This window comes from Meiothermus sp. QL-1, assembly GCF_003351145.1.
Taxonomy (GTDB): domain Bacteria; phylum Deinococcota; class Deinococci; order Deinococcales; family Thermaceae; genus Meiothermus.
In genome coordinates this window covers 287020-313273 of sequence record NZ_QQSV01000001.1, presented here as the reverse complement: position 1 = coordinate 313273, position 26254 = coordinate 287020, and the positions used below count along the sequence as shown (strand labels likewise).

Sequence of the window (26254 nt, the reverse complement as noted above, 5' to 3'; positions counted from 1 at the left end):
CTTCAAAGCATCTTCCCCAACAGGCTGCCAATGCCCCCCAGCTCGCGGCTCATCTCCTTCTCCGAAAGCTCGTGGGCTTTCTTCTGTGCGTCCTGAACGGCTGCCAGAATCAGGTCTTCCAGCGCCTCGAGGTCCCCCTGGCCCACCGCCTCGGGCTTCAGCTTGACCCCCAGGATCTGGCCGTGGCCGTTGGCCGTGGCCTCGACCAGCCCACCCCCTGCGCTGCCCACCACGGTCATCTGGCCGAGCCGCTCCTGCACCTCGGCCGCCTTGCGCTGGGCCTTCTGCGCCTCCTTCATGATTTTTTGCAGGTTCATCGTTTCCTCCCCGACAACGCCCTATTATTGCACGGCCTAGCGGGCCTCCTCCGCCATCCGCCGCGGGATGCCCCCCCGGAGGTAGACCACCACCACAACCGAAAAGACCGCCACCCCAGACCAGTACAGCACCGCCAGAACGCCCAGCCGGGGCTCGAGCAAGCCCGCCAGAAGGGTGCCCATCAGCACTGCACTTTGCATGGTGGCGCTGAAACCCGCCATCACCCGACCCCGCAGACCGGGCGGGGCAGCCAGCTGGATGATGGAGCGGGCCGGCACGATGAACAGGGTGTTGAGGAGGCCGAACATGAGCATGGCCACCCCCGCCCAGAGGGGATGGGGAAAGAGCCCAAGGGAGGCCAAGAAGAGGCCAAAAAGCCCTAGCGCAGCCAGGAAGAGGCTCTCCCGCGAGAAGCGCCGGATGAGGGGGGCGACCCCGAAAAGGCCTAAAAGGGCCCCTGCAGCGGTGAGGGCCTCCAGCAGCCCAAACCCCTGCACCCCAACCCCCAGGGCCTTCACCGCGTACACGATGCCCAAAGTCGCCTCCACCGAGCCAAAAGCCGCGGCCAGGGCCAGGGTGCCCACGGTGCGGGCCAGCACCGGGTTTTGCCACAAAGCGCGCAGCCCCGCCGCCACCGCGGCAAAGTAGCCTTCCTTTCCCGCCTTGCCCCGCAAGGGCGGCAGAAAGCCCAGCAGGGCCGCCGAGACCAGGTAGGTGGTGGCATCGATCCAGAAAGCCGGGGCCGGACCCACGTTGGCCACCAGCATCCCGGCCAGGGCCACAAAGGCCACGTCAGCAAAGCGGGCGGCGAAGGTCACCAGTCCGTTGGCGCTGTCCAGCGCCGAGGTGGGCACCAGCTCGGGAACCGAGCTTTGGCTGGCCGAGTGGTGCAGGGCCTCCAGCGCTGCCATGGCGAAGGCGATGAGCATCAGAAGCGGCATGAAGTACATGGCGAAAAGGGGAATACAGGCCACCAACACCCCCCGCAGCAGGTCGGCCAGAATCATGAGCGTCCGGCGGTCGTGGCGGTCGACCAGCGGGCCCAGCAGGGGCCCGACAAAAGCGCTGGCCACGAACTGGGCCCCCAGGATGAGGGAGACCCAGACCGCATTCTGGGTCTCCTGGTAGGCCACGAAGAGCAGGGCTATCCGGTGGATTTTGCTCCCCACCAGGGAAATCAGGTTGGCCGCGAATAACCAGCGGAATTCACGGTGGGCCAATGCTTGCCACATAGATGGCCCAATCATAAGCCCTTCAGGGCGGGCCCAGATATACCTCCAGCCTAGGCTTGAGGAAGAATGGTGACCAGGCGATAGGCCACCCGGGCCCCCTCGCGGGCCAGCACCAGCCCCCCTTCAGGCACCACCCAAACCAGAAGGTCGGTCAGCTTGCGGGGCATCAGGCCAGGGGCCGATACGTAGACCGCATCGTTTTGGTAGCGCAGAGAAAGCACCGTGCTCCCTGAGCGGACGGTGCTCGGGCCATCGCCTACGGTTAAGGAGCCCACCCCCTCCCCCAGGGTATCGCGCGAAGGAGGGCTGAAGCCCAGCCACTCCGAAAGCTCCAGGTGCAGCACCCGGGCGTAGTCCTCCAGCCCCAGGGCCTGGGCCACCTCGGCCAGGTAGGCGGCCCAGCCGGAGTTCTCCTCGATGCGCTTGCGCACCACCTCGAGCCCCTTGCGGGCAAAGTCTTGCAGGTTGTCCACCGGGGCTTCGGCGTACTTGCTGGCCGAGTCGGGCTGGAAATGGCCGTAGTGAACCGGCCCCTTGCAGCGCGCCGAAAACGCGCGTAAAAGCCGCAGGTAGGCGTAGTGGTTTTCCGGCCACAGCATATGGGCCAGAATCCGCCCCTCAGCCAGCAGGCTGCTCAGGGTAGCCGCCTGGCGGGGCTCGAGCCGCAGGTGGAGGTAGTCCTGGTAGCGCACCCCATGCAGCTCGGCATCGGAAAGGGGTAGGCTGAAGGCCGCCCCCTCCTCCAAGGTGCGCTCCTGCCCGTCCACCGCCAGCCCAAAGACCCGGCCTGCCTGGGTGATGGCAATCTCATAGCCCCCCAGGGTAAAGCGCAGGGGCATCAGGCGCAGGTTCAGCATCCGGGCATCGGGCGAAACCTGGGCGAGGGCATAGCGGGGGTCCGAACTGCCCAGGATTTTCTGGGGCATCTGGGGCCAGTTCCCCTCCCCTCTGGGGCTCGGCAGATAGCGGCTGAGCAGGGCGAAGACGCGCTCGAGCGCCGCCAGGAAACGGGTGCGGTCCTCCTCCACCACCAAAGCCAGCCGGCGCTCCTCTGCCGCCGCGGCTTGAAGCCGCTCCTCCAGGGTCCGGATTTCCTGGGGGCCGAGACCTTGCCGCCGCGCTTCCTCCAAAGCGCTGCGCAGGCTCTCCACGCTAGGCCCTCGCGAGGGAACGCGGAAGGCCCCCTCGCTTTCCAGAACCCGCCGGGCGAAGCGCCTCAGGTAGGGGAGGGTCTCCTCTGGGGGCAGCCTGAGTTTTTCCGCGATCGAGAAGGCCTCGCGGAAAAACTCCAGCAGAAGCCCTTTGGCCGTGGAGAAATCCTCCAGGTGCACCCTGGGGTCGGAGACCGTGGGGATAGGATGGGCCAGGGTAAAGCGGGATAGGTTGTAGTCCTGGGTAAAGAAGGGGGTTTTGGCGTAGGCCTCGAGGTTTTGCAAAAGGGTGTAGATGAGCCGCAGCTCGTCCCGCTTGCCCTGGTTGAGGGTCCTGGCCACCCGGTCCAGCTCGCGCTCGAGCCAGGCCCAGTAAAAAGCCTCGGTCAACCTCTCCAGCACCCGCTGCTCGGGGCTCTCCTCCTGGGGCTCCTCTTCCAGCAGGATGCTCCCCAGATCGGCGCCAGCCTCCTCCTCCACCACGGTGCGGTAGCCTGGGCGGTGGGCCTTGAAGCGGGCATCGATGTCGCGGAACTTCTTGGCCAGAGGGCCTGGCAGGTTGGCCTGGATCAGGGCCTGGCGCAGCCGGTTCAGCCCGGCCATCCCCCCCTTGGGTTCCTGCCCGGCCACCAGGTCGTCCACCTTGTACTCGTAGAGTTCGAGTAATTCAACCAAGCCCGGCTTCATTCAGGGGGTATTATAAGGTGTCATGCGGTTGGCCCGGCTTGAAATTGCCACAGAGTCCAACATTGGTCGGCGGCGGCGAACCAATGAGGACTTTCACCGGGTAGCCGTGCACCCCACGCCAGCGGGCAACCTGGTCCTGCTGGCAGTGGCCGACGGCATGGGCGGTGCCGAGGCAGGGGAGCTGGCCAGCAAGCTGGCCATCGAGGGGGTCAGTATGGCCGCTAAGTCCTACGCCGAACACGCTGCCACAGGCCGGCCGGGGGTGGGGCTCTCGCTGGTGATGGACAAGGCCTTCAAGCTATCCCAGCGACGCATCCTGCAGGAAAGCGAGCGGGTGCCCTCACGCAAGGGCATGGGCACCACCCTGACCGCCGTCTTGCTCACCGAGTGGAACCGCCAGGCGGTGATCGGCCACGTAGGGGACACCCGGGCCTACCGCTACTCCTCGGGGCGTTGGACCCTGCTTACCCAGGACCACTCCTGGGTGGCCCAGCAGGTACGGCAGGGGGTGCTGACCGCCGACCAGGCCGAAGACCACCCCTGGAAGCACATGCTCACCCAGGCCCTGGGCCTGGCCGACGTGCGCTACGACATCTTCTCGGTGAACTTCGCCCCAGGCGAGGTGTTGGTGCTGGCCACCGACGGCCTCTATGGGCTGGTGCCGCCTGAGGAGTGGACGATTGGCAACGACCTTCAGTCATCCCTCGAGAACTGGGTGGGCAAGGCCCTGATGCGGGGCGGAACCGACAACATCACGGTGGTTGCGGCGAGGTTCCGATGAGCTACCTCATTGCCCTTTTGCTGGTGGGAATCACCACAGCCCTTTTGCTACGCACCGGCCTCAACTGGGTGGCGGGTCTCCTGATGAGCGTTGTTCTGGGGGGGCTTTGGGCCCTGGGGGCCGTGCCTTGGGTCCTGGCAGTCCCGCTGCTTCTGGGGCTGGGGGCGATGTGGCTGCCCGACAGCGCCCAGGCGGGCTTCAAACCCCGCCCCAGACCGGCCAAAAAAGCCACCAAAGCCAAAGCAACCCCTAAGGCCTCGCTAAACAACGTGACGGGCCTCGAGGCCCTCTACGAGATCCAGGAAAAGGTGGGCATCGGGGGAATGGCCACAGTCTACAAGGCCCGCAGCAAGAAGGACGGCCGGTTGGTGGCGCTCAAAATCCCCCAGGAAAAGTACGTGGGCGACCCCCGCTTCGTGCGCCGCTTTCACCGCGAAGCCGAGCTTTTGGCCCACCTCGACCACCCCAACATCGTCAAGGTCTATGACCACGGCAACCAGGGCGAGACCCATTACATCGCCATGGAGTTCTTGGAAGGCGAGGGCCTGGACCGCCTCATCGAAAGCAGGCGCCTTTCCATCCGCAGCACCGTGGAGGTGATGATCCGGGTGGCCGAGGCCCTGCAGCACATCCACGCCCAGGGCATCATCCACCGCGATATCAAACCCGGGAACATCATGGTCCTTCGGAACGCCATCCGCCAGGACGGCAGCGTGGACCCTCGAGGGGTGCGGCTGATGGACTTCGGCATCGCCTCTGGCAAGGTCCTGACCCGCCTGACCATCACCGGGGCCCGCATCGGCACCCCGGTCTATATGAGCCCCGAACAGGCCAAGGGGCAGCGCATCGACCACAAGTCCGACATCTACAGCCTGGGGGTGGTCTTCTACGAGGCTCTGTGCGGCCAGCCCCCTTTTCAGGGGGCCTACGAGGCGGTCATCCACCAGCAAATCACCCAGATGCCACCCCCACCCAAGCAGGTTAACCCCGAGGTGCCCCAGGTGCTCTCCGACCTGGTCTACCGCATGCTGGAGAAGAACCCAGAGAAGCGGCCCGGGCTGGAGAGCGTACTGGAGGTGCTTCGGGGCCGGTGGCAGGAAGACCCCGGCCTGACCGCACCGCTTTACCTGGCCCTGGCGGTAGAAACCAAGAAGGGGACCTTGCGCCTGATGGACCCCAACGGCACCCTGGTGCGGATGTGGAGCGGGGTGGGCAGCGGGCGCGGCATGTTCCCCTCTCCTCCCCTGACGGTGGCGGTGGACGGCACGGGGGGGTTCTGGATCAGCCTGTTCGAGTACGGCGGGGGTGCGGTCCGGCTGGTGCATCGCTTCGACGTGGAGGGAGAGATCACCCACTCCATCGGACCCTACGGCATGAAGCTGGGGGAGCTGCTCTACCCCGTGGCCCTGGCCCCGCTCTCCGACAGCCTGCTAGTGCTGGACGGCGAGGCCTGCACCATTACCCGCTTCGACTGGGAGGGCCGTCCCATAGCCCGCTTTGGAGGGGCAGGGCAGGGCCGGGGCACCTTCGACACGCCCCGGGCCCTGCTGGCCAGCTCCCAATACCTCTTCGTGCTCGACTACGGCAACCGCCAGGTGCAGCGCCTTTCCCACGAGGGCCAGTACCTCTCGCGCTATGCCTTCCGCAAAAGCCGCGATTCGCAGGAGCTGCGCGTCCTGGGGGGCATCGGCCTCACCCCCAATGAGCAGCTTCTCATCTACGACGCGGACAGCCAAAAAATTCGCCACCTCTCCATAGAAGGCGAGGTGCTGTCCTCGCTGCCGCTGCCCGTAGCCGAAGGGGAGGATGCGAGCAGCCAGGTGGACATGGTGGTGCTGGAGGAGACCATCTACGCCATCCGCCGGGGCAGCAGCAAGATTCACCGGCTTCGCCTCGACGGGCAGAGCCTGCCGAGCCTCGAGGTCTATGCCCCCCTGCGCGGCATTGCCCTCTGGCGCAACACCCTGCTGACCGGGCAGAGCGAGAGCACCGGTCTTTCGGCCCAGGCCTTCGACTAAATTCTGCCCGGCGGCACACCCGCGAGGGGGGCTTTTTTTCATACTAAGGCCCATGCGACTCAAACCCGGCGACCCCGCGCCCCTCCTTCAGCTCCAAGATGCCCGCGGCCAGACCGTGGACCTGGCCGAGCTGGTGCGGCAGGGCTACTACGTGGTGCTGTGGTTCTACCCCAAGGCCAACTCCCCAGGTTGCAGCGCCCAGGGCAAACGCTACGCCGAGCTTTACGATGAGTTCACCAGGCTCGGGGCCCTGGTGTTCGGGGTAAGCCGGGACAGCGAAGAGGCCCAGTGCGGCTTCATGGAGCGACTGGCCCTGAAGGGGGGGATGATCCCCGACCGCTCGGGGGCTCTGGGCCGGGCCTTTGGGGTGGGCGGGTTTTTAGGGCTGGGCGGCCTGCTGGGCCTTTACAGCCGGGATACTGTCCTCATCAACCCCGAGGGGAGGGTGGAACAGGTCTGGCGCAACGTCAATCCCTTCCGGGACGCCCAGGTGGTGCTGGAGTACCTGAAGCGCCGCACCTGAAGCCTGGCCCACAGCTACCCGGGCAGGTTTGGGGCAGGCTATAGGCATGCGCCTCCTCTTTTGCCTCGTTTTCCTTCTTCCGCCCGCCTGGGCCCTGGGCCCGGGGGACCCGGTCAACCTGCCGCGGGTGCAGGACTCGTACGGCCAGCCGGTAGACCTGGCGGCCCTGGCCCGGGAGGGGCGGTACCTGCTGTTCTGGTTCTATCCAAAGGCCAGCTCCCCGGGCTGCACGGCCCAGGGTAAGCGCTACGCCGAGCTGTACCCGGAGTTCGAACGGCTAGGGGTGGCCATCTTCGGGGTGAGCGCCGACCCTGCTTCCGAGCAGTGCGCCTTCATCGAGCAGATGAACCTCAAAGGGGCCATGCTCCCCGACAAGGACGGCAGCCTGGCCCGGCTTTTCCGGGTAGGGGGCTTCCTGGGCTTCTACAACCGCGACACCATTCTGGTCAACCCAAAGGGCCGCATCGAGCGGATCTGGCGGAATGTCAACCCGTTCCGCGACGCCGACGAGGTGCTGGCCTACATACGAGCCCTCAGGCGCTAGCCATGCGCGCGGTGATCATAGGGGCAGGGGTGGGCGGCCTGACCACGGCCGCCCTGCTGGCCCGCGCCGGACTGGAGGTGGTGGTCCTCGAGCACCACACCTACCCTGGGGGCACCGCGGGGACCTTTTTCCACCGGGGCTTCCGTTTCGACGCCGGGGCTACCTTGCTGGCCGGCTTCGACGAGGCAGGGGTATTCACCCGGCTCGAGCGGGCTTTGGGGGTGCAGTTCCCGGTCCGGCAGCTCCGCCCAGGCGAGACGCTGATGGAAGTCTGGCTGCCGGAGGGCCGGGTGGTGCCCCGCCCTGTGGGAAGGGGCTTTGAGCTGGAGGCCCAGACCGAGGCCTTTGGCCCCAAAGTGAAGCCGTTCTGGCGCTGGCAGGCCCGGCGGGCCGAGGCTCTGTGGCGCCTGGCTCCGGGCCTGCCCTTTCCCCCTGCCGACGGGCGGGAACTGTGGGGGCTTCTGCAGACCGGCCTGCGCCGGACGCGCTGGGCCGAGCTACCCGGCCTCCTGGCCGACCTGGCAAGGCCTGCCGTAGCCCACACCCCCGACGACCCTCTCTTCCGCCGCTTCCTGGATGCGCAGCTCCTAATAGCAGCCCAGGCCGAGGCCCGGCGTACCTACGCACTGTTCGCCGCTGCGGCCCTGGACCTGCCCCACCGGGGGGCGGTCCTGCCCCTGGGGGGCATGGGGGTAGTGGCCGAGACCCTGGCCGAGGCCGTCCGCAAGCACGGAGGCCAGGTGCTCTACCGCCACCGAGCGGAAAGGCTTCGCGTAGCCGAAGGAAGGGTGCGGGCAGTGGAGATAGCCCTGGGGGGCCGCCGGCGGGGCGAGCGGGAGGTCTTGGAGGCCGAGGTCTTCGTGGCCAACCTGACCCCGCCCGACCTGGCCGCCCTGCTGCCAGGGCCGCAGGCTGCTCCACCCGCCGACGGCTGGGGGGCCTTCACGCTCTATGCTGCGCTGCCCGAGGCCGCCCTACCCCCCGGGGCCCCCTACCGCCAGTGGGCCGGGGAGGGCCCTTGGGTCTTCGTGAGCCTATCCGCCCCCGGTGACCCGCGCCGGGGCCCGCCGGGTTACCGGGCGGTCTCGGTCTCGGTCCACACCCCTCTGGCAGAGTGGCAGGGGCTCGACCGAGAAAGCTACCAGGCCAAAAAGGCCCGCTGGCAGGCCTGGCTGGCGGGCCAGGTGGAGAGGCTTATCCCCGGTTTTCAGGAAGCGGCCCTCTTCCTCCTGGGGGCCACGCCCCACACCTTCGCCTTTTACACCCGGCGAAAGGAAGGCTGGGTGGGCGGGTATCCGCAGGTGCATCCGCTGCGTACCCTGAGCCCCAAGACCCCCTTTCCCAACCTCTTTCGCGTGGGTGAGACGGTCTTCCCCGGCCAGTCGGTGCCGGCGGTGGCCATGGGGGGTGAGCGGGTGGCTGCGCTGGTGCTCTCCCGGCTAGGCGCTAGCGCGACGCCAGTTCCGAGCCTAGCCTCCAGTATGCGGCCATGACCTTGCGCACCGCCGGGAGGGCCACCCCGCTCCCCTCACCGCCGTTCTCGAAAAAGGCCACCACCACCAGCGGCGGCCGGGGGTCCGCAGGGTCGTAGGGCCCGTAGCCCATGTACCAGGCGTGCTCGAGGCCGGGGGTGAGGGTCTCATTCTGGGCGGTGCCGGTCTTGCCCGCGGTGGCCACTGGGAAGTCGCCCAGCACATGGCGCGCAGTACCCTGGGTAACCGTCTGCCGCAGTCCCTCCTTGAGCTCCCTCCAGTAGCGCCCTGGCACCTTGCTGGTGGGCCGTTTGACCTCCTTGTCGCCAATCCGGCGCACCAGATGAAGCTCGGGCTGCTGGCCGTCTTGGGCGATGGTGGCCAGCATCCGGGCAATCTGCACCGGGGTGGCTTTGTTGTAGCCCTGCCCGATCACTATAGAAAGCGTCTCCCCCGGCCACCAGCGGGGGTCATTGGGGATGTTCTCCCGCTTCCACTCCCGAGAAGGTACAACGCCCACCTGCTCCCCAATCTCCAGCCCGGTGGGGCGGCCCAGGCCGAGCTCGAGGGCCCGCCGGTGGAGCCGGTCCACCATCCCAATAGGGTCGAGCAGGGCCATCTGGTAGTACCAGGTATTGCAGCTTTGGGCGATGGCCTCCTTTACGGTCATGGGGCCCATGTCGTAGCGGGCCCAGTTGCGCCGAATGCCCCCGTAAACGATGTAGGGGCTGCAGCGAAAGGTGGTGCTCGGATTAACATACCCTGCCTCCAGCGCCAGGCTCGAGCTCACCAGCTTGTAGGTCGAACCCGGGGGGTAGGCGTTTATCGCGCGGTTGAGGGTGGGGCGATCCCTATCGGTGAAGAGTTCGCGAATTCTATCGCTGGGACGCGGGCGGCGACCAAACAGGTTGGGGTCGAAAGCCGGCGCAGTGGCCATGGCCAAAACCTCGCCGTTGCGCGGGTCCACCGCTACGATGGCCCCTTTGGCCCGGCGCACCAGGGGGAGCCCATTGCGCTGGCGGATTCGGTTAATGTCCACCACGGCCTCCTCCAAGGCCCGCTCAGCGGCCCGCTGAAGGGAAAGGTCAAGGGTAAGGTAAACGTCGCTCCCCGCCTGGGGCTCGCGGAGCTCCTGGTAGCGGACCCGCTGGCCCCGGGCGTTCACCTCGGCCAGCACCACCCCTTTAATGCCCCGCAGATGGCTCTCCAAAGCGGCCTCGAGGCCCGACACCCCCACCAGCTCTTCAGGGTCATAGCCCGCCCTGATCTGCTCCTGGTTGGGCAAAGCGGTGTAGCCCATCACCGGCCCTGAGACGGGGTTGGGGTAGACCCTTTCGATGCGCTCAACAAGCCTCAGGTTGGGTTCTATCGCCACCAGCTCGGCCAGGGTGGGCACCAGCGCCTCGGGTAGGTTGGCCATGAGCTCCACCGGCTCCCGCTCCACCCTGGGCAGCTCCTTCAACCCAAGCAGGGCCAAAAGGCGCTCCTTGAAGTGTAGCTGACCGCCCAAATAAATCAGGTCCACCGCCAGCCGGTTGGTGGCAAGAACCTGGCCGTTGCGGTCCAGGATTCGCCCCCTGGGGGCCAAGATGGTCTCGGTGCGCAGGTAGTTGCCCTGGCTGCGGGTGGCATACTGCTCGTACTGCAACACCTGGAGCTGCCAAAGCCGCCCCACGAAGACTAAAAGGAGCAGATAGAAAAGCCCCAGAAGAACCCAGACCCGGCTGTTCACCCTCCTCCCCCCTACGGCTGCGGCGCCCAACGCTGGCCAAGCCGGATGAACAGCGGGGCCACCAGCAGGGTAAGAAGCATCTCCGGCAGGATAACCGGCCAGAGGGTGAGAGGGTTGAAGACCTCCAGCCTGAGCCAGAAGGCCACCAGGAGGATGCCCAGCCACTTGGCGATGAAGCTGCCCCCCAGGATCACCACCTGGCCCACCAACTCCTCCCAGTGGACCAAACGCGAAAGCCGGTAGTAGGCGTAGGCCGCGAATAGAAGCCCCACCGCGTGCAGCCCAGGGTAACCGGCCGAGAGCAGGTCCTGCAGAAGGCCTAGGGCAAAGGCCAGGGGCAGCCCGGCCAGAGGATGGCTGCGGGCAGCCAGGAACAGCGCCCCTAAGTAGATGAAATCGGGCGGGGGAAGTTTGTCGCCCAGAAGCCCGGAGAAAAGGCCCTGCATAAGGAAGGCCAGCCCCACCATCCAAAGAGCGCGCATAAGCATCGGCTGCCGCCCCTGGAGGACTATAGGGGCTTCAGCACCTGCACCTCCTCCAAAAGGGAGAACTGCACCGCGGGCCGCACCAGCAAAACCTTCTTCAAAGCCCCCGGCGGGGTAGGTAGCACCTGCTCCACCACCCCCACGGTGATGCCCGCCGGGTAGAGTCCCTGCAGCGCCCCGGTGACCACCCTGTCCCCAGGCTTGACGCTCGTATCGGGGGCCATCTCCACCCGCAACCAGCGGGGTGGAGCCCCATAGGCAACGCCCCGCCCCGGCGCACTGGCCAGCCGCACCCCCACCCGCGACTCGGGGTCCAGGATGGTGCGCACCACCGCCTGGTTGGGGGCCACTTCGGTGATGATGCCCACCAGGCCGCCCGGGGTGGTCACCGGCATCCCTACCCGCAGGCCCTGGGCCGACCCCGCGCCCAGGAAAAGCCTCCGGTAGAGGCCCGAGACGTCCTCATCGATGACTGGGGCCACCGTAAGGACCGCCAAACCCTGGCCGGCCTGCACCCGCAAGGTGGCCTGGAGGCGCCGGTTTTCCAAAAGAAGCCGCTGGTTCTCCTGCCGCAACTCCTCCAGCTCGGCCCGCACCCTGCGCAGCTCAGCCCGCAGATCGCGCCGGTCGAGAAGGGCGGTCAGGCTGGCCCGCAGGTTCTGCCCCAAGCGAAAGGAAAAGCCGAAGAGGGGGGCCACGCGGGCTGAGAACTCCCCTGGCAGGGTGGGAGCAGCCTGTCGGGTGACGGTGGCCAGCACGATTCCCAAGAAGAAAAGCCCCACCAGCACTACTCGGCGCAACAGGGTCTCGCTCATCTCCCACCTGAAAAGTAGCCGAGCTCGATGAGGCACTGCCAAACCCGGCTCACCGGCAGGCCCATCACGGTGTAAAAATCGCCCTGAAGGCTCTTCAGGAAAACCATTCCCCGCCCCTGGGCCCCGTAGCCTCCGGCTTTGTCCAGCCCTTCCCCGCTTTGCAAATACCACTCGAGCTCCCAGGGGAAAAGCTGGCGAAAGGTCACCTGGGCCTCGGCCACCTCGCTGTGAAGCCTTCCCCCGGGCTGCACGATGGCAAAGGCAGTGTAAACGGTGTGGGTCCGCCCAGATAGGCGCTTTAGGAAGGCCCGGTTCTCCTCCAGATCCCGCGGCTTGCCCAGCGCCCGCCCGCCCAGAGCCACCACCGTGTCGGCGGCCAGCACCCACCGCCCCTCTGCCCTTACCGCCTGGGCCTTGGCCTCGGCCAGGGCCCGGGCCATCTGGAGGGGGGGCAGATGGGCCAGGCCCCCCTCGTCCAGGTGGGCCGGGCGCACCTCGAAGGGCAGGCCCAGCCGGGCTAAAAGCTCGGCCCGGCGGGGGCTCTGCGAGGCTAGCACTAGGGGAGGAAGCCCAGGGGCCTTCCCATACGCCATACCCGCTCCACCTCCTCCCGGTACCGCTCCGCCAGGTCCGCATCCTCCAGAATCAGCAAGTTCTCGTTGTTGCGCCCAAATGCGGAGTTGGTGAAGTTGTAGCTGCCCGTGATTACCCAGGTTTGGTCGATGACCATCACCTTGTGGTGCATGGTGTGGGGGTTGCCATCCTGGCGCACCTCCACCCCGGCCTGGGCTAGCGGCCCTAGATGGGAGTTGCGCAGGTTGCGGGTTTCCACCAACACCCGCACCGAGAGACCCCTCCGGTGGGCCGCCACCAGCGCCTCCACAACGCGGGCATCGGTCAGCACGAAGGCCGCCACCCACACCTCCTTGCGGGCCTCCTCGAGCCGCCGCAGGATAGCCTCCCGGCCCAGGCGCCCCCCCGCAGGGCTGAAGTAGACGGTGCCCCAAAGGCGGCCTATCTGGAAGCGGGCCGGGCGGCCCAGCCCTGTTTCCTGACCCGAGAAAATCGCATCGAACTCCGCCCGGTAGGCCTCGACCAGACCCGGCACCGGCAGCCAGAGGCTGTTCTCATCGTTGCGCTCGAAGGCATTCCAGGTCAGGTTGGTGCTGCCCGTCCAGACCCCCAGGTCGTCCACCAACACGAACTTGTGGTGCATTAGGGCGTTTTCGCGGGTATCGTAGCAAACCTCTACCCGGGCCAGATTCTCACAGCGGGCCTGGCTCTGGCTGCGCACCCCCAGGCTCTCGCGCAGCTCGCGGCGGTAGTCGGACTCGCCAAAAAACCGCACCCGCACCCCCCGCTGGGCGGCCTCGAGGAGGGCCCGTCCAATCTCGCGGTCCTCCAGCTCCAGCGCGGCCACCTCTACCCGGCGCTCGGCAGAACCAATCAGCTCGATCAGGCGCTGCTTGGCCTGCTGCCCCTGGAGAGGCATGAAGTAGACCTCCAGCCCCCCCTCCGAGCGGTACACCGGAGGCAGTGGGCGGAAGTAGTTCTGCCACAGGGTGTAGCCCAGCAGGATCAGGGCAAAAACAAGCCAGCCCAGCGAAACCGGCCGGTTTCGCCTGCGGCGGGGTCTGCGCAGCGGTCTCATGCCAGGTGTCTACTTTACAACGCTCCCGCCTAAAAACGTCTGATATGCTTTCAGGCGGCTATGGAGCGACCTTTGATGGTATTTAGTGGACAGTCCAATCCCGCGCTGGCCCGGGAGATTGCCGAGAACCTGGGGATTCCCCTGGGCAAAAGCACCACCGAGCGCTTTGCCAACGACTGCCTCTTCGTGCGCTATGAGCAGAGCCTGCGCGAGGGCGACATCTTCATCATCCAGTCCCTCACCCCCCCTGTGCAGGACCACCTGGTCGAGCTTCTGATGATGATCGACGCGGCCAAGAGCAGCAGCGCGGCCCGGGTCACCGCGGTGATCCCCTACTACGCCTACGCCCGCAGCGACAAAAAGGACGCCCCCCGCATCTCAATCGCCGCCCGGCTGGTGGCCGACCTCATCCAGACCGCTGGGGCCGACCGGGTACTGACCATGACGCTGCACTCGGCCCAGGTGCACGGCTTCTTCAAGGTGCCGGTCGATCACCTTTCGGCCGAGCCGGTCATCGCCAACTACTTCGCCACCCGGGTGGAGCGCCTGGAGAATGCGGTGGTGGTGGCCCCTGATGCCGGCGACCTCAAGCGGGCCAGCTCGCTGGCCCGCCGGCTGGCCCTGCCCATCGCCTTCATCGACAAGCAACGGCTTTCGGATACCGAGGTAACCTCGAGGGGCCTGGTGGGGGACGTGCGGGGCAAGACCGCCTTGATCGTGGACGACGAGGTCTCCACCGCCGGTACCCTGGCCCAGGCTGCGGAGATGCTGATGCAAAACGGGGCCGAGGCGGTCTACGCGGCCTTCACCCACGGGGTTTATGTGGGGCCGGCCATCGAGCGTATCGAGAAAGCCCCCATCGTGGAGGTGGCCGCCACCAACACCTGCACCTACCGGGCCCAGCCCAGCCAGAAAATCAAGCAGCTAAGCGTGGGGCCTCTCTTTGCCGAGGCCATCTGGCGCATCCACCGGGGGGAGTCGGTCTCCGCCCTCTTCACCTAGTTCCAGCCGGGGCGGCCTCCAAGCCCTCTGCTCGGGCCGGTTCAGGGGCCGGCTGGATGGCCTCCAGCACGAAGGCCCACAGCACCCCCAAAGTCAGCCCCAAAAAGGCCGCGATCAGGGTGAAGAGGGCGGGGCGGGGAAAGCTGGGGCGCAGGGGCTCGGCCGGGGGCACCAGCACCTGGACCAAAAGGGCCTGGCTGATGAGCCGGTTGATGGAATCGGGCTGCTGTAAAAGGCCGCTCAGGGTGGCGATGCGGGCCTCGAGCTGGGCGATCTGCGAGCGCAGGCGCGACTCGTCCAGGCTCAGGCTGGTGTAGGCTGGGTTGGAGGCCCGGGCCGCCTGGGGGTCGCTGCCCCGGGCCTCGAGGGCCGCTGCCAGCACGGGGTCCAGGCTGATCCGGTCCGGGGCCTCCTTGAGCTGGACCTGGATGCCCGCAAGCCCGTCGCGGGCCACCTGCAGGTCGAGCTGGGCCTGGGTCAAAGCGGCCCGCAGGTTGGCCTGGGCCCCTTCCAGCAGGTTGCGCTCCAGATAGCTGCGGGCCACCTGGAGAATCTGCTCGGCCCGCTGGTGGGCCTCCTCGGGGGTGCGCCCCTGGGCGGTGAGGGAGAGGAGGCCCCGCTTCTCGTCGAAGCGGGCCCGGTAGTAGCGGGTGGGGTCGTCCACCCCAAGCTGGTCGGCCAGCAGCCGGGTCTGCTGCAGGTCCACGAAGCCCTGGGCCAGGCCCGGAAGGGAGGGTAGGTTGTTGAGCAACCCCTGGTTCGACTGGTTGGAGAGCGAGAGGCTTACGACCACCTGGCTGGTGTAGGTCTTGGGCCAAAGGAGGCTCGCCGCCAGAGTGGCCAGGGCTAGGCCCAAGGTCAGGCCCAGAATCAGGCGGCTGCGGCGCTTGAGCACCAGGTAGATATCCCGGAGTGAGACCTCGTCCGTGGCCTGCGCTGCGTTCGACATCACCTAGACACTCTACTACAGTTTAAAGTGAGAGGGGTCGAAGAGCGTGGTAGACTCGAGCCCGAGCATGTCCCCCTTTGAGCTGTTCGAGCGGCACATCAACCCTGGCTTAGCCGGCCTCCTGCGCTTCACCGGGCTCGACCGGGTGGAGTCCCACGCCGAAGGGGTCTACGTGTGGGACACCGAAGGCAAGCGCTATCTGGACTTCCTGGGCCTCTACGGCACCCTCTCGCTGGGCCACCGGCACCCTAGGGTGGTGGAAGCGGTCAGACGGCAGCTCGAGCGCATGCCCATGTCGGTGCGGGTGCTGGTCTCCGAGCCCACCGCCCGGCTGGCCGCCCGGCTGGCGGAGCTGGCCCCGGGGCCGCTCTCCATGGTCTATTTCGGCAACTCAGGGGCCGAGGGGGTGGAGGCTGCGCTCAAGTTTGCCCGCTTCTACACCGGCCGGCCGGGCTTCGTCACCACCCAGGGGGGCTACCACGGCAAGACCCTTGGGGCCCTATCCGTCACCCCACGCGAAAACTACCAGGCCCCGGCCCGGCCCCTTCTGCCCGGGGTGACGGTGGTGCCCTTCGGCGACACAGAGGCCCTCGAGGCGGCCGTCGGCCCCGAGACCGCAGCGGTCATCATAGAGCCCATCCAGGGGGAAGGGGGAATCCGGGTCCCCCCTGAAGGCTACCTGCGCGAGGCGCGGCGCATCACCCAGGAGCGAGGGGCGCTTTTGATCGCTGATGAGGTGCAGACCGGCCTGGGCCGCACCGGGAGGCTCTGGGCGGTGAACTGGGAGGCCGTAGAGCCCGACATCCTGGTGAGCGCCAAGGCCTTAGGGGGCGGGGTGATGCCCATCTCGGCCACCCTGGCCCGGCCGGAGATCCTCGCCATCTACAAAACTGAACCCCTGGTCCACTCCTCCACCTTCGGCGGCAACCCCTTGGCCGCGGCGGCGGCCCTGGCGGCCCTGGAGGTGATTGTGGACGAGGACCTGCCGGGGCGGGCCCTGGAGATGGGGGCCTACCTCATGCGGGGCCTGCAGGAGCTGCAAAGGGCCTTCCCCGAGCTCATCGCGGAGGTGCGGGGCCGGGGGCTTATGCTGGGGCTGGAGTTCACCGACGCCGACATCGGGGCGGTGGCGGTGGCCGAGCTGGCCGCCCGAGGGGTCATCACCGCTTTCGGCCTCAACAACCCCAAGGTGGTGCGGCTGGAGCCCCCTCTGATCGTGGAAAAAGCCCACCTCGAGGAGGCCCTGGAGGCCCTCCAGGGCGCCCTGGAGGCTACCCGAGAGGCCTTTGAGGGGGTACTCTGAGGCAGGGCCGCCCCTATGCTCGAGCAGCGGATCTACGAGTTCCTGAAAAAACAGCCCAAGAAACGCTTCAGCCTGCGCGAGGTGGTGCGGGGGCTTCGGCTGGACAAGGACGAGGCCAAGGAAGCCCTGGCCATGCTGGTGGCCGAGGGCAAGGTGCTGGAGCCCCGCCGCAAGCTCTACGAGCTGCCCGAGGCCCAGACCGAAAAGGGCTTTGTGGGCCACCTGCAGGCCCATCCCGCTGGCTTTGCCTTCGTCGTCCCCACAAACCCGGCCCTGCCCGACCTCTACATCCCCAAAGGGCACCTGGGGGGGTCCTGGCACGGCGACCGGGTGCGGGCCGAGACCCGCCCCCCCGGGAAGGACGGCCGGCCCTGGGGGGTGGTGGTGGAGGTGCTGGAGCGGGCACTCCACCAGGTGGTGGGGCGGCTTTACTTCAAGAAGGGCTACGCCTGGCTCAAGCCCGACGACCCCCGCCTGCCCGCCCTCAAGCTCAAACCAGAGGGGCTGGAGGGCCTAGAGGCCGGGGCCCGGCTGCTGGCCCGGGTGGTCTTTCCCCCCAAAGGGGAGCCCTACGGCGAGGTGCAGGCCTACCTGGGCCAGGGGGAGGGCCCAGAGGTGGAGACCGAGGCCATCATCGCCAAGTACGGCCTGCAAAGCAGCTTCTCCCCTGAGGCTTTGGCCGAGGCCGAACGGGTGGCCCACCTGGACCCAGCCGAGGTGGCCCGGCGGGAGGACTTCCGCAGCCTGCGGGTCTTTACCATCGATGGGGCCGATGCCAAAGACTTCGACGACGCCATCCACATTGAGGTCCTGCCCAACGGAAACTACCGCGTGGGTATCCACATCGCCGACGTCTCTCACTACGTGCGCGAGGGCAGCCCCCTCGACCAGGAGGCCTATGCGCGGGCCACCAGCGTCTACCTGCCGGGGCGGGTGCTCCCCATGCTGCCCGAAGCCCTCTCCAACGGAATCTGCTCGCTCAAACCAGGGGAGGACCGGCTGGTGCTTTCGGTGCTGGTCGAGCTGTCGCCTGAGGGCAAGGTCCGGGGCTACCGCTTTGCCGAAGGGGTAATCCGCAGCGTGGCCCGGCTCACCTACGAGGCGGTGGAGGCCTTTGCCGAGGCAAAAGAGAAGGGTACTCCCCTACCCGAGGAAGCCATACCCCCCCTTTTGCACCCCGACCTATCCCTCCTTCTGGAATTGACCCAAACCCTGAAGGCCCGGCGCCTCGAGCAGGGCGCGCTCGACTTCAACTTCAGCGAGGTGCGCGTAGAGGTGGACCCTGAAGGCAACCTGCACCTCATCCCCCTGCGCGAGCCCCGGGCCCGCAGCCTCATAGAAGAGCTAATGCTTCTGGCCAACCGCATCGTGGCCAAGCACCTGGCCGAGCGCAACATCCCGGCCCTCTTCCGGGTGCACGAGGACCCCAGCCAGGAGGCCTACACCAAGCTGGTTAACGCCCTGGAGAAGCTCGGCTACCGCCTGCCCGGTGGCGAACCCAGCCCCAAGGCCTTGCAGGCCGTGCTGAAACAGGCCGAGGGCAGGCCCGAGGCCCCGGTGGTCTCCACCCTGCTTTTGCGCTCGCTGCGGCTGGCCCGCTATGCTGCCGAAAACCTGGGCCACTTTGGCCTGGCAGCGGAGCACTACCTGCACTTCACCAGCCCCATACGGCGCTACCCCGACCTGGTGGTACACCGGGTGCTGCGAACCCTGCTGCGGCGCCGCGCCACCAAGGCTCGCAAGGAGGCCTGGGCCCAGCGCTTTCCCCTGATGGCCCAGCACGTCTCCGAGCGGGAGCGGGCCGCCGAGAGCGCTGAGCGGGAGCTAAGCCGCTACTACCAGTGCCTCTGGGCTTTGCGCCACAGGGGGGAGGTCTACACCGGCACGGTCTCGGGGGTCACCAACTTTGGGGTCTTCGTTACCCTGCCCAACGGCGTGGAAGGCCTGGTGCGGCTTGCGGCCCTGCGCGACGATCTGTACCACTATCATGAAGAGCTGCTGGCCCTAGAGGGCCTGAAGACCAAACGCCGGATTCGCATAGGAGACGAGATGGAAGTGAAGATTGAGGGCGCCAACCCTTCCGCCCGGCAGATTGACCTCGAGCCTGCCGAAGCCAAGCCAAAAGACAAAAAGCCCAAGCGTAAAGTGGGGGCCAGCGAACCCAAGAGCCCCCCACCCCACGCCCGGGCCCGTCCCAAGCGGGTGGTCGGCCCCCCAGAGGAGCGGCGGGGCTTTGTCAAACCGGTCAAGGTGCGGCTGCAAAAGGTCTATTTCGGTGCCTGGGGCGAGAACAACCCGGTGGGAGACGCCAAAACCCCAAGCGGCAAGAAGCGCCGCAAGCGGCGGAAGAAGGCCCAGGTCGCCCCTGCCTGAGTCACAGGCCAAACCAGGTGAAGGGGTAGTAGGCCTCGAGCTCCTGGCGGTAGGCCTCGACCAAGCGCACATTGGCCGGAGGGGCCTCTGGCTTTTCCAGCGCCACCCGCGGGTTGAAGTCCCGGGCAGCTATCTGGCGGAGGACCTCGTTGGGGTCAAGCTGGGGTAGGCCCAGCCCCAAAGCCGCATAGACCTGCCGCCTGACCCAGGCGTACTCCTCACGAGAAAACCCCTCCTGGTTCAGCGCCTCCACCTGAAGGCGCTTGGCCTCCACCATAAGGGCGCTGGAGTCGCGGAAAAGGTCCAGGACAGCGCGGTAGTCCAGGTTGGGCAGCCCTGCTTGCTGGCGAGCGAGCTGGTTCAAGCGGGCCTCAACCTGGCGGTAGCGCTCCCCCAACCCCTCCCGCACCCGCTGCTGCACCCGCAGCAGACGCTCCACCTGGAGCTGGCTGAGCTGCTGATCAGCAGGCGGCCGGTAGGGGGTTTGGTTCTGGATACCCTCGTCCAAAACGATGATCTGGCGCAACTCCCCTACCAGATTCTGGGCTGGGCGGATCAGGAAGATATAAGCCCCCCAACCCGCAAACCCCAGAAAAAGGAGGAGCCCCAAAAGCCCGTAGACAAGCCACCGTGCCATAAAAAGAAGCATGGCACAAGGCCGGCCCCTGCGCAATCGGGGCTACTCCTCAGCATCGAGCCGCTTCAAAAGTTCCCTAAGCCGCTGCTTCTCTGCGCCTTCCTCCAAGCCATCGGCCAGCTTCTCAATGGCCAGGCGGACCACCTCCGACTTGGAGACCAGCTGCTCAGGGCTGGAGAGCTCGTAGGCCAGGCGGGTCAGCAACGCATCCTGCTCGTCGCTGATTACTACCTGGAGGCGTTTTTTCTCTTTCTTGGGCATATCCGCTGCGGCTGGGCTGCCGTTTGCGCTTCACCTCCAACTTTAGCACGGTATGCCTTTACTTGACAACACTTCTCTGACTAACTATCCTCATATTGAGTATTGTGTGTAAAGCGCGCAAGGCTGTAGAAAGCCGGAGGCAGACCCAGGTATGGACCGAACCCTCGTGATTCGCGGTGGCAAGCCCCTCCAGGGGGAGCTGCGCGTGCTCCCCGCCAAGAACTCTGCCCTCAAGCTGATGACCGCCAGCCTCCTTACCCCAGAGCCGGTCACGCTTCTGGAGGTACCGCGCCTGCGAGATATCGATGTTTTGCTCGAGCTTTTGGGCCACCTGGGGACCCGCCACGCCTGGGAAGGGCGTACCCTGCACCTGCATACCCCGGAGATCACCTCCACCCAAGCCCCCTTCGAGCTGGTCAGCCGGATGCGGGCCAGCTTCAACGTGCTGGGGGCCCTGGCGGCCCGTGCGGGCGAGGCCACCGTACCCCTACCGGGGGGGTGCACCTTTGCCGAACGACCGGTGGACCAGCACATCAAGGCCCTGCGGGCTTTGGGCTTCGAGGTGAGCCACCAAATTACCGAGCAGGGGGTGGCCTACACCGCCCGCCGCCTAAGGCCCGCCTCTGGCCGGGTGTTCTACGACCTGCCCACCCTGGGCGGCACTGAGCAGGCCCTGATGGCCGCGGCTTTGGGGGGCGAGGCGGTGTTGGTCAACACCCCGCAGGAGCCCGAAATCGTCGACCTGTGCAATTTTCTCGTGCAGATGGGGGCCGAGATCCAAGGCATTGGCAGCAGCACCCTGCACATCAAGGGAAAGCCCTACCTGCAGGGGGTACGCTACCGGCCGATTCCCGACCGCATAGAGGCCGGCACCTACCTGCTGGCCGCCGCTGCCACCCGGGGCAGCATCACCCTCACCCAGGTGGAGCCCTTTCACATGGATGCTCTCCTGGACAAGCTGGCCTATTCGGGCCACCGCATCACCACCGGCAAGGACTGGATTCACCTGGACTCCACCCCCCAGCCCCAGCCCTTCAACCTCGAGGCCCGCGAGTACCCCGGCTTCGTCACCGACCTGCAGCCCCCGGCCAGCGCCTACCTCTGCACCGTGCCCGGCACCTCTTTGGTCTCCGACCGCATCTACCCCGACCGCTTCACCCATGCCAGCGAGCTGGCCCGGATGGGGGCCGATATCACCCTCAAAGACCGCACCCTCATCATCCAGGGCCGCCCGCTCAGCGGGGCTGCGGTGGAGGCCCGCGACATCCGGGCTGGCGGCGGCCTGATCATCGCAGCCCTCGCCGCTGAGGGGGAAAGCCACATCAGCGGCCTGGAGCACATCGAGCGGGGCTACGAGGACATCGAGAACCGCCTGAGAAGCCTGGGCGCCCAGGTGGGCCTGCAAAGACCCGATCTAGCCCTGGCGGCCGACTAGATGGGAAAAGAGGCGGGCCCCCGCCCTACAGGGGCAGGGGCTTCGCAGGAGAGAGCCTAGCGCTTGCTGTACTGCGGCGACCGGCGGGCTTTGTGCTTGCCGTACTTCTTCCGCTCTACTTCGCGGGGGTCGCGGGAAAGCAGACCAGCGGGTTTCAGCTTGGCCCTGAGGTCGCTGTCGTAGTTCACCAGCGCCCGGGCAAGGCCGAGCTTGATGGCATCGATCTGCCCCGACTTGCCCCCGCCCCTTACCGTAATGTAGGCGTCGAAGCGGTGGGCGACGTCCACCCGGCGCAAGGGCTCGAGGGCCGAGACCGCCTTCACCAGGCCGCCGAAATAATCGGAAAAGGGCATGCGGTTGACCTCAATCTTGCCGCTTCCCGGGCGAAGGAACACCCGGGCCACGCTGGTCTTCCTGCGGCCCGTGCCGTAGTACTGCTCCATTACCCGACCTCCATCTTGACCGGTTTCTGGGCTGCATGGGGGTGCTGGGGCCCGGCGTACACCTTGAGCCGGCGGAACATCACCCGCCCCAATGGTCCCTTGGGCAGCATGCCCTTGACCGCGTGCTCCACCACCCTGACCGGCTTTTCGGCCAGCATCACGGCGGCCGGAATGCGCTTCAGGCCGCCCGGGTAGCCGGAGTAGCGGGTGTAGACCTTGGTGCGGGGCTTGGAGCCCTTGAGCACCACCTTATCAGCGTTGATGACCACCACGCAGTCCCCCACGGCCATGTTGGGGGTGAAGTGGGGCTTGTGCTTACCGCGCAGGATAGCGGCGATCCTCGAGGCCAACCGCCCGACGGGCTGGCCCGCCGCATCAATCAGAACCCAACCGGGCTCCTGGGGTTCGGGAACATAGGTCTTGAACACAGCCGTCTCCATTGGGCGAAGGCGCCTACCACCGCCTTCGCAGGGCACTTTCTGCTTTTATTGGGCCGGCTCGGGGCCACCGGTCCAAAAAAGCGCCAACGCGGAGTATAGCACGGCCCTTCCCCCCCTTGCAACATCAGCGGCAACGGTAGTCCGAGGCCCGGCCCTCGGGCACCTGAACCCACACCAGCCGATGGGTAGGCACCTCCGGGCCTGCTAAACATCCAGTAGCCCGGTCCAGCGCCAGGCTTTGGTACACAGCGGCATCGGCCACCGTTGGACCGAGCCGGCCCACATAGGTGGGCGGCGGGGCCTCGCGCAGCACCGCCGCTGGGCTCTGGGCCTGAACCCGCTCTGCCTGGCCGGCCGGGAAAAGAGCCACCACCCCGCTGGAACTCGGATTCCCGGTAAGCAGGTCGAAGCTGGCGGCCACTAACCCCGGCGGCTGGGGGAAGTCGCCCGCCGGACGGCCCCGCAAAGCCTCCTCCACGAAGTCGCGCCAAATGGGCGGATTGACCACCGAACTGCTGGGCTCTACCCCCCCCATACGCTGGGGCTTGTGGTCGTCGCGTCCCACCCAGACGGTGGCCACTAGACCCCGGGTGGCCCCAGCAAACCACAGGTCAATGGCCTCATCGCTGGTACCAGTCTTGCCCCCCACCACCCGTCCTGGAATCTGGGCCTGCCAAGCCAGGCTGCTGCGGAAACCTGGGGGTATGTCGTAGACGTAGCCCTTGAGCATGTCCCAGATCTGGTAGGCCACCTGGGGCGTCCAAAGCTGCACCTTTCGGGTTTCAGGCTGGTAGATAACACGGCCCTCGGCATCCTCAACCCTGAGCACCAAGCGCGGCTCTACCCAGTAGCCGCCGTTTACAAAGCTGGCGTAGGCAGCGGCCAAGCCCATGGGTGTAATTTCGGCGCCCCCGCCGATAGCGTTGGCCAGCACAGCCATGTTGCCCGTAAGACGAAAGCCGGCCGCCCGCAGCTTATCGCCCAGGCGCTGGATGCCAATGGCCTCCGCCGTGCGGATGGCCGGCAGGTTGAGCGAGCGATCGAAGGCATAGCGGATGCTCACAGGGCGATCCAGGTACTTGCCGTCGAAGTTCTTGGGCCGCCAGACCCCCCGAGGGGTGCGGTACTCGACGGGGGCATCCAGCACGGTGGTGGCCTGGGTCCAGCCCGCCTCCAGGGCCACCCCGTAGGTAAAGGGCTTGATGGCCGAACCAGGGCTGCGCCAGGCCTGGGTGGCCCGGTTGAACTCCCCTTCCGTGCCTGGCCGGGCCCCTACCATGGCCAGCACCTCCCCTGAGTTGGGCTCGAGGGCCACCAGGGCAAGCTGGGCCTGGTCGGGCAGCCGGCGCCCAGCAACAGCCTTCTCGGCGGCCGCCTGCATCCTCAGGTCGAGGGTGGTCACGATGCGCAGCCCCCCCTGGTTCCTGAGCTTGTCGACGCCGATCTTTTCCCTGAGGTAGCGTTGAACCTCGTAGACGAAGTAGGGAGCCAGCCGCACGTTGCGCTCAGGAATGACCCGCACGCTGGGGTCCACCAGCCTGGCCTCCTTCAGATTGCCCTCATCATCGTAGCTCACCTCCCACCCCCGCGGCACCAGCCTGTACCGCCAGGCTGCCTCGGCCTCGGCCGGACTCACCCAACCCTCGGCCACCATGTTGTTGAGCAAGACGCGCATGCGGCGGCGGGTGGCAGGGTAGTCGAGATAGCGGGTATTGGGCGCCGGTATTAGGGTTGCCAGGTAGGCCCCCTCGGCCAAATTGAGCTCGGAGGGGTCCTTGCCAAAGTAGGCCTGGGCCGCAGCCCATATCCCCTGGGCATTCCCCCCCCAGGGCACCACGTTCAGGTACAGCTCCAAGATTTCTTCCTTGGAGTAGCGCCGCTCGATCTGGATGGCCAGCGGGAATTCCTTGAGTTTGCGCTCGAGGCCGCTGATGCCCCGGCGCTCCAAAGCCAGCTCGCGCAGCAGGGTGTTCTTGACCACCTGGGTGGTAATGGTGGAACCACCCTGAAGATCGCCCCGCAAGGTGTAGTAAAGCCCCCCCAAAAGGCGGACCGGGTCAACGCCGTAGTGGCGGAAGAAGCGCTGGTCTTCCGAAACCACCACCGCTGCGATTGCTGCCGGCGAGACATCGCTCAAGCGCACCAACTGCCGGGCAATGGCCCGCCCATCCTCCACCGAGGCCAGGTCGGCGATGGGAACACCGTCGCGGGTGTAAAAGGTGGAGGTAGCGGTAAAGCGCAGGTTGTCCAGGGCCTCCAGGCTGGGTAGGTCCCGCAGCAAAAGCCAGACCACGTAGCCCCCCCCTGCCGCAGCGCCCACGAAAGCGGCGAGCAGCGCCACCCGCAGAATTCTGAATAGCCCTCGCACAAAGCCAGTCTAGCAGGCCAGGATTAGAGGGGCGCAGCAGATTCTCACCTCTGGATCGGCTGCTGCTGGGGCAAACTGCGAAGAATCTGTGCAAAGGCCTTTCGATCCAGAGGTTTGGAAAGCACGTGCTCTACCCGGGTAAACTCGGCGGTCAGCTTGGTGCGGTCATCGTTGTCGCTCAAAAGGAGCACCACCGGCACCTCCCGCAGGCGGCGGCTCATCTTGAGCCGGGTGGCGATGGAGAAGGGATCGATTTCTACAACGTCGTCCAGCACAATGGCCCGCGGCGTGTGGTTTTTCAAAAACTCCAACCCCTGCTGGGCCTTCTCATAAAAGACACCCTCCAGACCCTCCTCCTCCAAGGAAAGCTCCAGAAGGGCCCGCAGGGCTGGGCTGGGGGTAATCACCAGGATTTTTTCGCTTCTGAGCGCATCTGCCATATTGGCCCTGATATTACCAAACCCACCCCCCAGCCCCCCCGTAAAAAGTCACAGAAATCCCCCGGGCTAAACCGGGGGAGTTGGCTGGGGCACGTGGACTCGAACCACGACCGGCGGTTCCAAAGACCGCTGTCCTGCCATTAGACGATGCCCCAGCAGCAGGCAGCAAGGGTATTTTAGGGGGCCTGCTCTGCCCTGTCAAACTACAGGTCGTACCAGGGCGGAACCCCCCGGTAAAGCTCCAAAGGCTCTCCGAAGACCTCCTCCCGGCTGGCCTCGGTCAGGGTAATTACCTGAGGCGGGCAGCTCTCCACGCAGGCCCCGCAGCCCGTGCAGGCCGAGACCTCGAGCCTCAGCACGTACTCCTCCCCTCCCGGCGCGCGCTCGCGTTCCACCGCCTTGGTAGGGCACACATTGGTGCAGACCGGACAGAGCGTGCAGCCCTCCCCTACAGCAATCCTAGGCCAGCGCACCGCTTGTGCCCGGTAGGCCGCCACCCGGCGCAGGCGCAGTTCCGCAGGCCGTTCGGCGCGCTTCTCCTGGTAGGGCTCATCCGGCAACAACGGGAGGTTAGGCACCAGCTCCGCAGCCGAGCGCTTAGCTCCTCCCAAAAGGGCTCCAAAGAACTCTCGCCGGCCCACCTCAGCCCCCCGCAGAGGGGCTTGCTGGAGGTGCACCTCGAGCCCAGGGAAGTAGCGCCGCCCCTCCTCCACGGCCCACTGGACCCGCTCGAGCACACTGCTCCCCCCAATCCGGCAAGTAGCGCAGTCGCCGTGGGCCAGGGTAAGGGGGCCGAAGCGGGCCCCTGCCTCGGCCAGAAGCCCAGGGGTGAGCTGGCCTAGGCAGTGCACCTCGTCCCCCGCCCCCGGGGCCCGGGAACAGCGGAGCTGCCCCTTGCCCCGGTGTAGCTTCTCCTGGATGGAGCCCAAAGGGAACTCCAGGGCGAGGCCAGGGCAGGCCGCGGTACACAGACCGCAGCTTGTGCAGCGTACCTCGTCTATCTCAACGGTGAAGTTCTGCAGGGTGATGGCCTGATGGGGGCAGACCTGCTGGCACTTGTCGCATCCCCCCACGCTGTTGCGCTCTAGAAGACAGCGCGGCCCGGTGTAGTCGGGCGTGGGGTCGGTGAGCTTGAGAAAAGCCCCTACCAGGTTATCGAAGAGTCCCACGTTTAAGAGCCTACAGGGGCTGGGG

At 66.7% G+C, this 26254-nt stretch carries 25 protein-coding genes and 1 tRNA gene; 9 read left to right on the top strand and 17 right to left on the bottom strand.

Annotation, left to right across the window (positions count from 1 at the left end; all coding sequences use genetic code 11):
* Positions 1-2: 2 nt before the first annotated feature.
* From DV704_RS01550 to DV704_RS01540, 3 genes are read right to left on the bottom strand one after another with little or no spacing between them, the layout of a single operon-like run.
* Positions 3-317: a YbaB/EbfC family nucleoid-associated protein gene (locus DV704_RS01550; protein ID WP_114797788.1), complete on the bottom strand. Its 315-nt coding sequence runs from the start codon at positions 315-317 to the stop codon at positions 3-5.
* A 36-nt stretch (positions 318-353) separates the two neighbouring features.
* Positions 354-1550 (bottom strand): MFS transporter, encoded by a 1197-nt coding sequence (locus tag DV704_RS01545; RefSeq protein ID WP_114797787.1) that lies wholly within the window; start codon positions 1548-1550, stop codon positions 354-356.
* A 50-nt stretch (positions 1551-1600) separates the two neighbouring features.
* Positions 1601-3388 (bottom strand): hypothetical protein, encoded by a 1788-nt coding sequence (locus tag DV704_RS01540; RefSeq protein WP_114797786.1) that lies wholly within the window; start codon positions 3386-3388, stop codon positions 1601-1603.
* Between the two features lie 22 nt (positions 3389-3410).
* Here DV704_RS01540 and DV704_RS01535 point away from each other — a divergent pair, with 22 nt between their 5' ends.
* The 5 genes from DV704_RS01535 to DV704_RS01515 are packed head-to-tail and all read left to right on the top strand — an operon-like array spanning position 3411 to position 8747.
* Positions 3411-4169 carry a PP2C family serine/threonine-protein phosphatase gene (locus DV704_RS01535; protein ID WP_114797785.1) on the top strand — a complete coding sequence of 253 codons (759 nt, stop codon included), beginning with the start codon at positions 3411-3413 and terminating at the stop codon, positions 4167-4169.
* Positions 4166-6187: a protein kinase gene (locus DV704_RS01530; RefSeq protein ID WP_114797784.1), complete on the top strand. Its 2022-nt coding sequence runs from the start codon at positions 4166-4168 to the stop codon at positions 6185-6187. Before DV704_RS01535 ends, DV704_RS01530 begins: the two co-directional genes overlap by 4 nt.
* 52 nt (positions 6188-6239) lie before the next feature.
* On the top strand, positions 6240-6710 hold the full coding sequence (locus tag DV704_RS01525) for a peroxiredoxin (RefSeq protein ID WP_114797783.1): 471 nt from the start codon (positions 6240-6242) through the stop codon (positions 6708-6710).
* Between the two features lie 46 nt (positions 6711-6756).
* Positions 6757-7254: a peroxiredoxin gene (locus DV704_RS01520; RefSeq protein ID WP_114797782.1), complete on the top strand. Its 498-nt coding sequence runs from the start codon at positions 6757-6759 to the stop codon at positions 7252-7254.
* Between the two features lie 2 nt (positions 7255-7256).
* The gene (locus DV704_RS01515; protein WP_114797781.1) at positions 7257-8747 is read left to right on the top strand and encodes an NAD(P)/FAD-dependent oxidoreductase; all 1491 of its coding nucleotides are present in this window, start codon (positions 7257-7259) and stop codon (positions 8745-8747) included.
* Here the strand turns inward: DV704_RS01515 and DV704_RS01510 are convergent.
* From DV704_RS01510 to DV704_RS01490, 5 genes are read right to left on the bottom strand one after another with little or no spacing between them, the layout of a single operon-like run.
* The gene (locus tag DV704_RS01510) at positions 8701-10458 is read right to left on the bottom strand and encodes a penicillin-binding transpeptidase domain-containing protein (RefSeq protein ID WP_114797780.1); all 1758 of its coding nucleotides are present in this window, start codon (positions 10456-10458) and stop codon (positions 8701-8703) included. The genes DV704_RS01515 and DV704_RS01510 overlap by 47 nt on opposite strands.
* An 11-nt stretch (positions 10459-10469) precedes the next feature.
* Complete coding sequence (mreD, locus tag DV704_RS01505; RefSeq protein ID WP_114798005.1) at positions 10470-10940, bottom strand: rod shape-determining protein MreD; 471 nt, start codon at positions 10938-10940, stop codon at positions 10470-10472.
* Between the two features lie 26 nt (positions 10941-10966).
* The gene (gene mreC / locus DV704_RS01500) at positions 10967-11758 is read right to left on the bottom strand and encodes a rod shape-determining protein MreC (RefSeq protein ID WP_114797779.1); all 792 of its coding nucleotides are present in this window, start codon (positions 11756-11758) and stop codon (positions 10967-10969) included.
* Entirely contained in the window at positions 11755-12351 is a 597-nt protein-coding gene (locus DV704_RS01495; protein ID WP_114797778.1) for a nucleoside triphosphate pyrophosphatase, read from the bottom strand. The genes mreC and DV704_RS01495 overlap by 4 nt, the downstream gene beginning before the upstream one ends.
* Positions 12315-13409, bottom strand: a complete 1095-nt coding sequence (locus tag DV704_RS01490) for a phospholipase D-like domain-containing protein (RefSeq protein ID WP_114797777.1) — start codon at positions 13407-13409, stop codon at positions 12315-12317. Before DV704_RS01490 ends, DV704_RS01495 begins: the two co-directional genes overlap by 37 nt.
* A 60-nt stretch (positions 13410-13469) precedes the next feature.
* On the opposite strand from DV704_RS01490, the gene DV704_RS01485 reads away from it, so the two are divergent.
* Positions 13470-14411: a ribose-phosphate pyrophosphokinase gene (locus DV704_RS01485; protein ID WP_114797776.1), complete on the top strand. Its 942-nt coding sequence runs from the start codon at positions 13470-13472 to the stop codon at positions 14409-14411.
* On the opposite strand, the gene DV704_RS01480 is transcribed toward DV704_RS01485, so the two are convergent.
* Complete coding sequence (locus tag DV704_RS01480; RefSeq protein ID WP_114797775.1) at positions 14404-15360, bottom strand: Wzz/FepE/Etk N-terminal domain-containing protein; 957 nt, start codon at positions 15358-15360, stop codon at positions 14404-14406. The two genes, DV704_RS01485 and DV704_RS01480, sit on opposite strands and share 8 nt — an antisense overlap.
* Before the next feature lie 67 nt (positions 15361-15427).
* Here DV704_RS01480 and DV704_RS01475 point away from each other — a divergent pair, with 67 nt between their 5' ends.
* A complete protein-coding gene (locus tag DV704_RS01475) occupies positions 15428-16663 on the top strand; it encodes an aspartate aminotransferase family protein (RefSeq protein ID WP_114797774.1) in 1236 nt (411 codons plus the stop codon).
* Between the two features lie 15 nt (positions 16664-16678).
* Positions 16679-19036, top strand: a complete 2358-nt coding sequence (gene rnr / locus DV704_RS01470; RefSeq protein WP_114797773.1) for a ribonuclease R — start codon at positions 16679-16681, stop codon at positions 19034-19036.
* Position 19037: 1 nt separating this feature from the next.
* On the opposite strand, the gene DV704_RS01465 is transcribed toward rnr, so the two are convergent.
* Both DV704_RS01465 and DV704_RS01460 read right to left on the bottom strand, forming a co-directional pair.
* Positions 19038-19673, bottom strand: coding sequence for a hypothetical protein (locus tag DV704_RS01465; protein WP_114798004.1), 636 nt, complete (start codon positions 19671-19673; stop codon positions 19038-19040).
* Between the two features lie 42 nt (positions 19674-19715).
* Complete coding sequence (locus DV704_RS01460) at positions 19716-19934, bottom strand: transcriptional regulator (protein ID WP_114797772.1); 219 nt, start codon at positions 19932-19934, stop codon at positions 19716-19718.
* Positions 19935-20085: 151 nt separating this feature from the next.
* Between DV704_RS01460 and murA the strand changes: the two genes are divergently transcribed.
* Entirely contained in the window at positions 20086-21369 is a 1284-nt protein-coding gene (gene murA / locus DV704_RS01455) for a UDP-N-acetylglucosamine 1-carboxyvinyltransferase (protein ID WP_114797771.1), read from the top strand.
* A 56-nt stretch (positions 21370-21425) separates the two neighbouring features.
* Here murA and rpsI read toward each other — a convergent pair whose 3' ends face one another.
* The 6 genes from rpsI to DV704_RS01425 form a co-directional block, all read right to left on the bottom strand.
* The gene (rpsI, locus tag DV704_RS01450) at positions 21426-21812 is read right to left on the bottom strand and encodes a 30S ribosomal protein S9 (RefSeq protein ID WP_114797770.1); all 387 of its coding nucleotides are present in this window, start codon (positions 21810-21812) and stop codon (positions 21426-21428) included.
* Positions 21812-22252: a 50S ribosomal protein L13 gene (rplM, locus tag DV704_RS01445; RefSeq protein WP_114797769.1), complete on the bottom strand. Its 441-nt coding sequence runs from the start codon at positions 22250-22252 to the stop codon at positions 21812-21814. Before rplM ends, rpsI begins: the two co-directional genes overlap by 1 nt.
* 124 nt (positions 22253-22376) lie before the next feature.
* Positions 22377-24620 (bottom strand): transglycosylase domain-containing protein, encoded by a 2244-nt coding sequence (locus DV704_RS01440; protein WP_114797768.1) that lies wholly within the window; start codon positions 24618-24620, stop codon positions 22377-22379.
* A gap of 44 nt (positions 24621-24664) precedes the next feature.
* Positions 24665-25060 carry a response regulator gene (locus DV704_RS01435; RefSeq protein ID WP_114797767.1) on the bottom strand — a complete coding sequence of 132 codons (396 nt, stop codon included), beginning with the start codon at positions 25058-25060 and terminating at the stop codon, positions 24665-24667.
* A gap of 81 nt (positions 25061-25141) precedes the next feature.
* Positions 25142-25215, bottom strand: a tRNA-Gln gene (locus tag DV704_RS01430).
* 48 nt (positions 25216-25263) lie between these two features.
* Positions 25264-26229 carry a 4Fe-4S dicluster domain-containing protein gene (locus tag DV704_RS01425; RefSeq protein WP_114797766.1) on the bottom strand — a complete coding sequence of 322 codons (966 nt, stop codon included), beginning with the start codon at positions 26227-26229 and terminating at the stop codon, positions 25264-25266.
* Positions 26230-26254 lie beyond the last annotated feature (25 nt).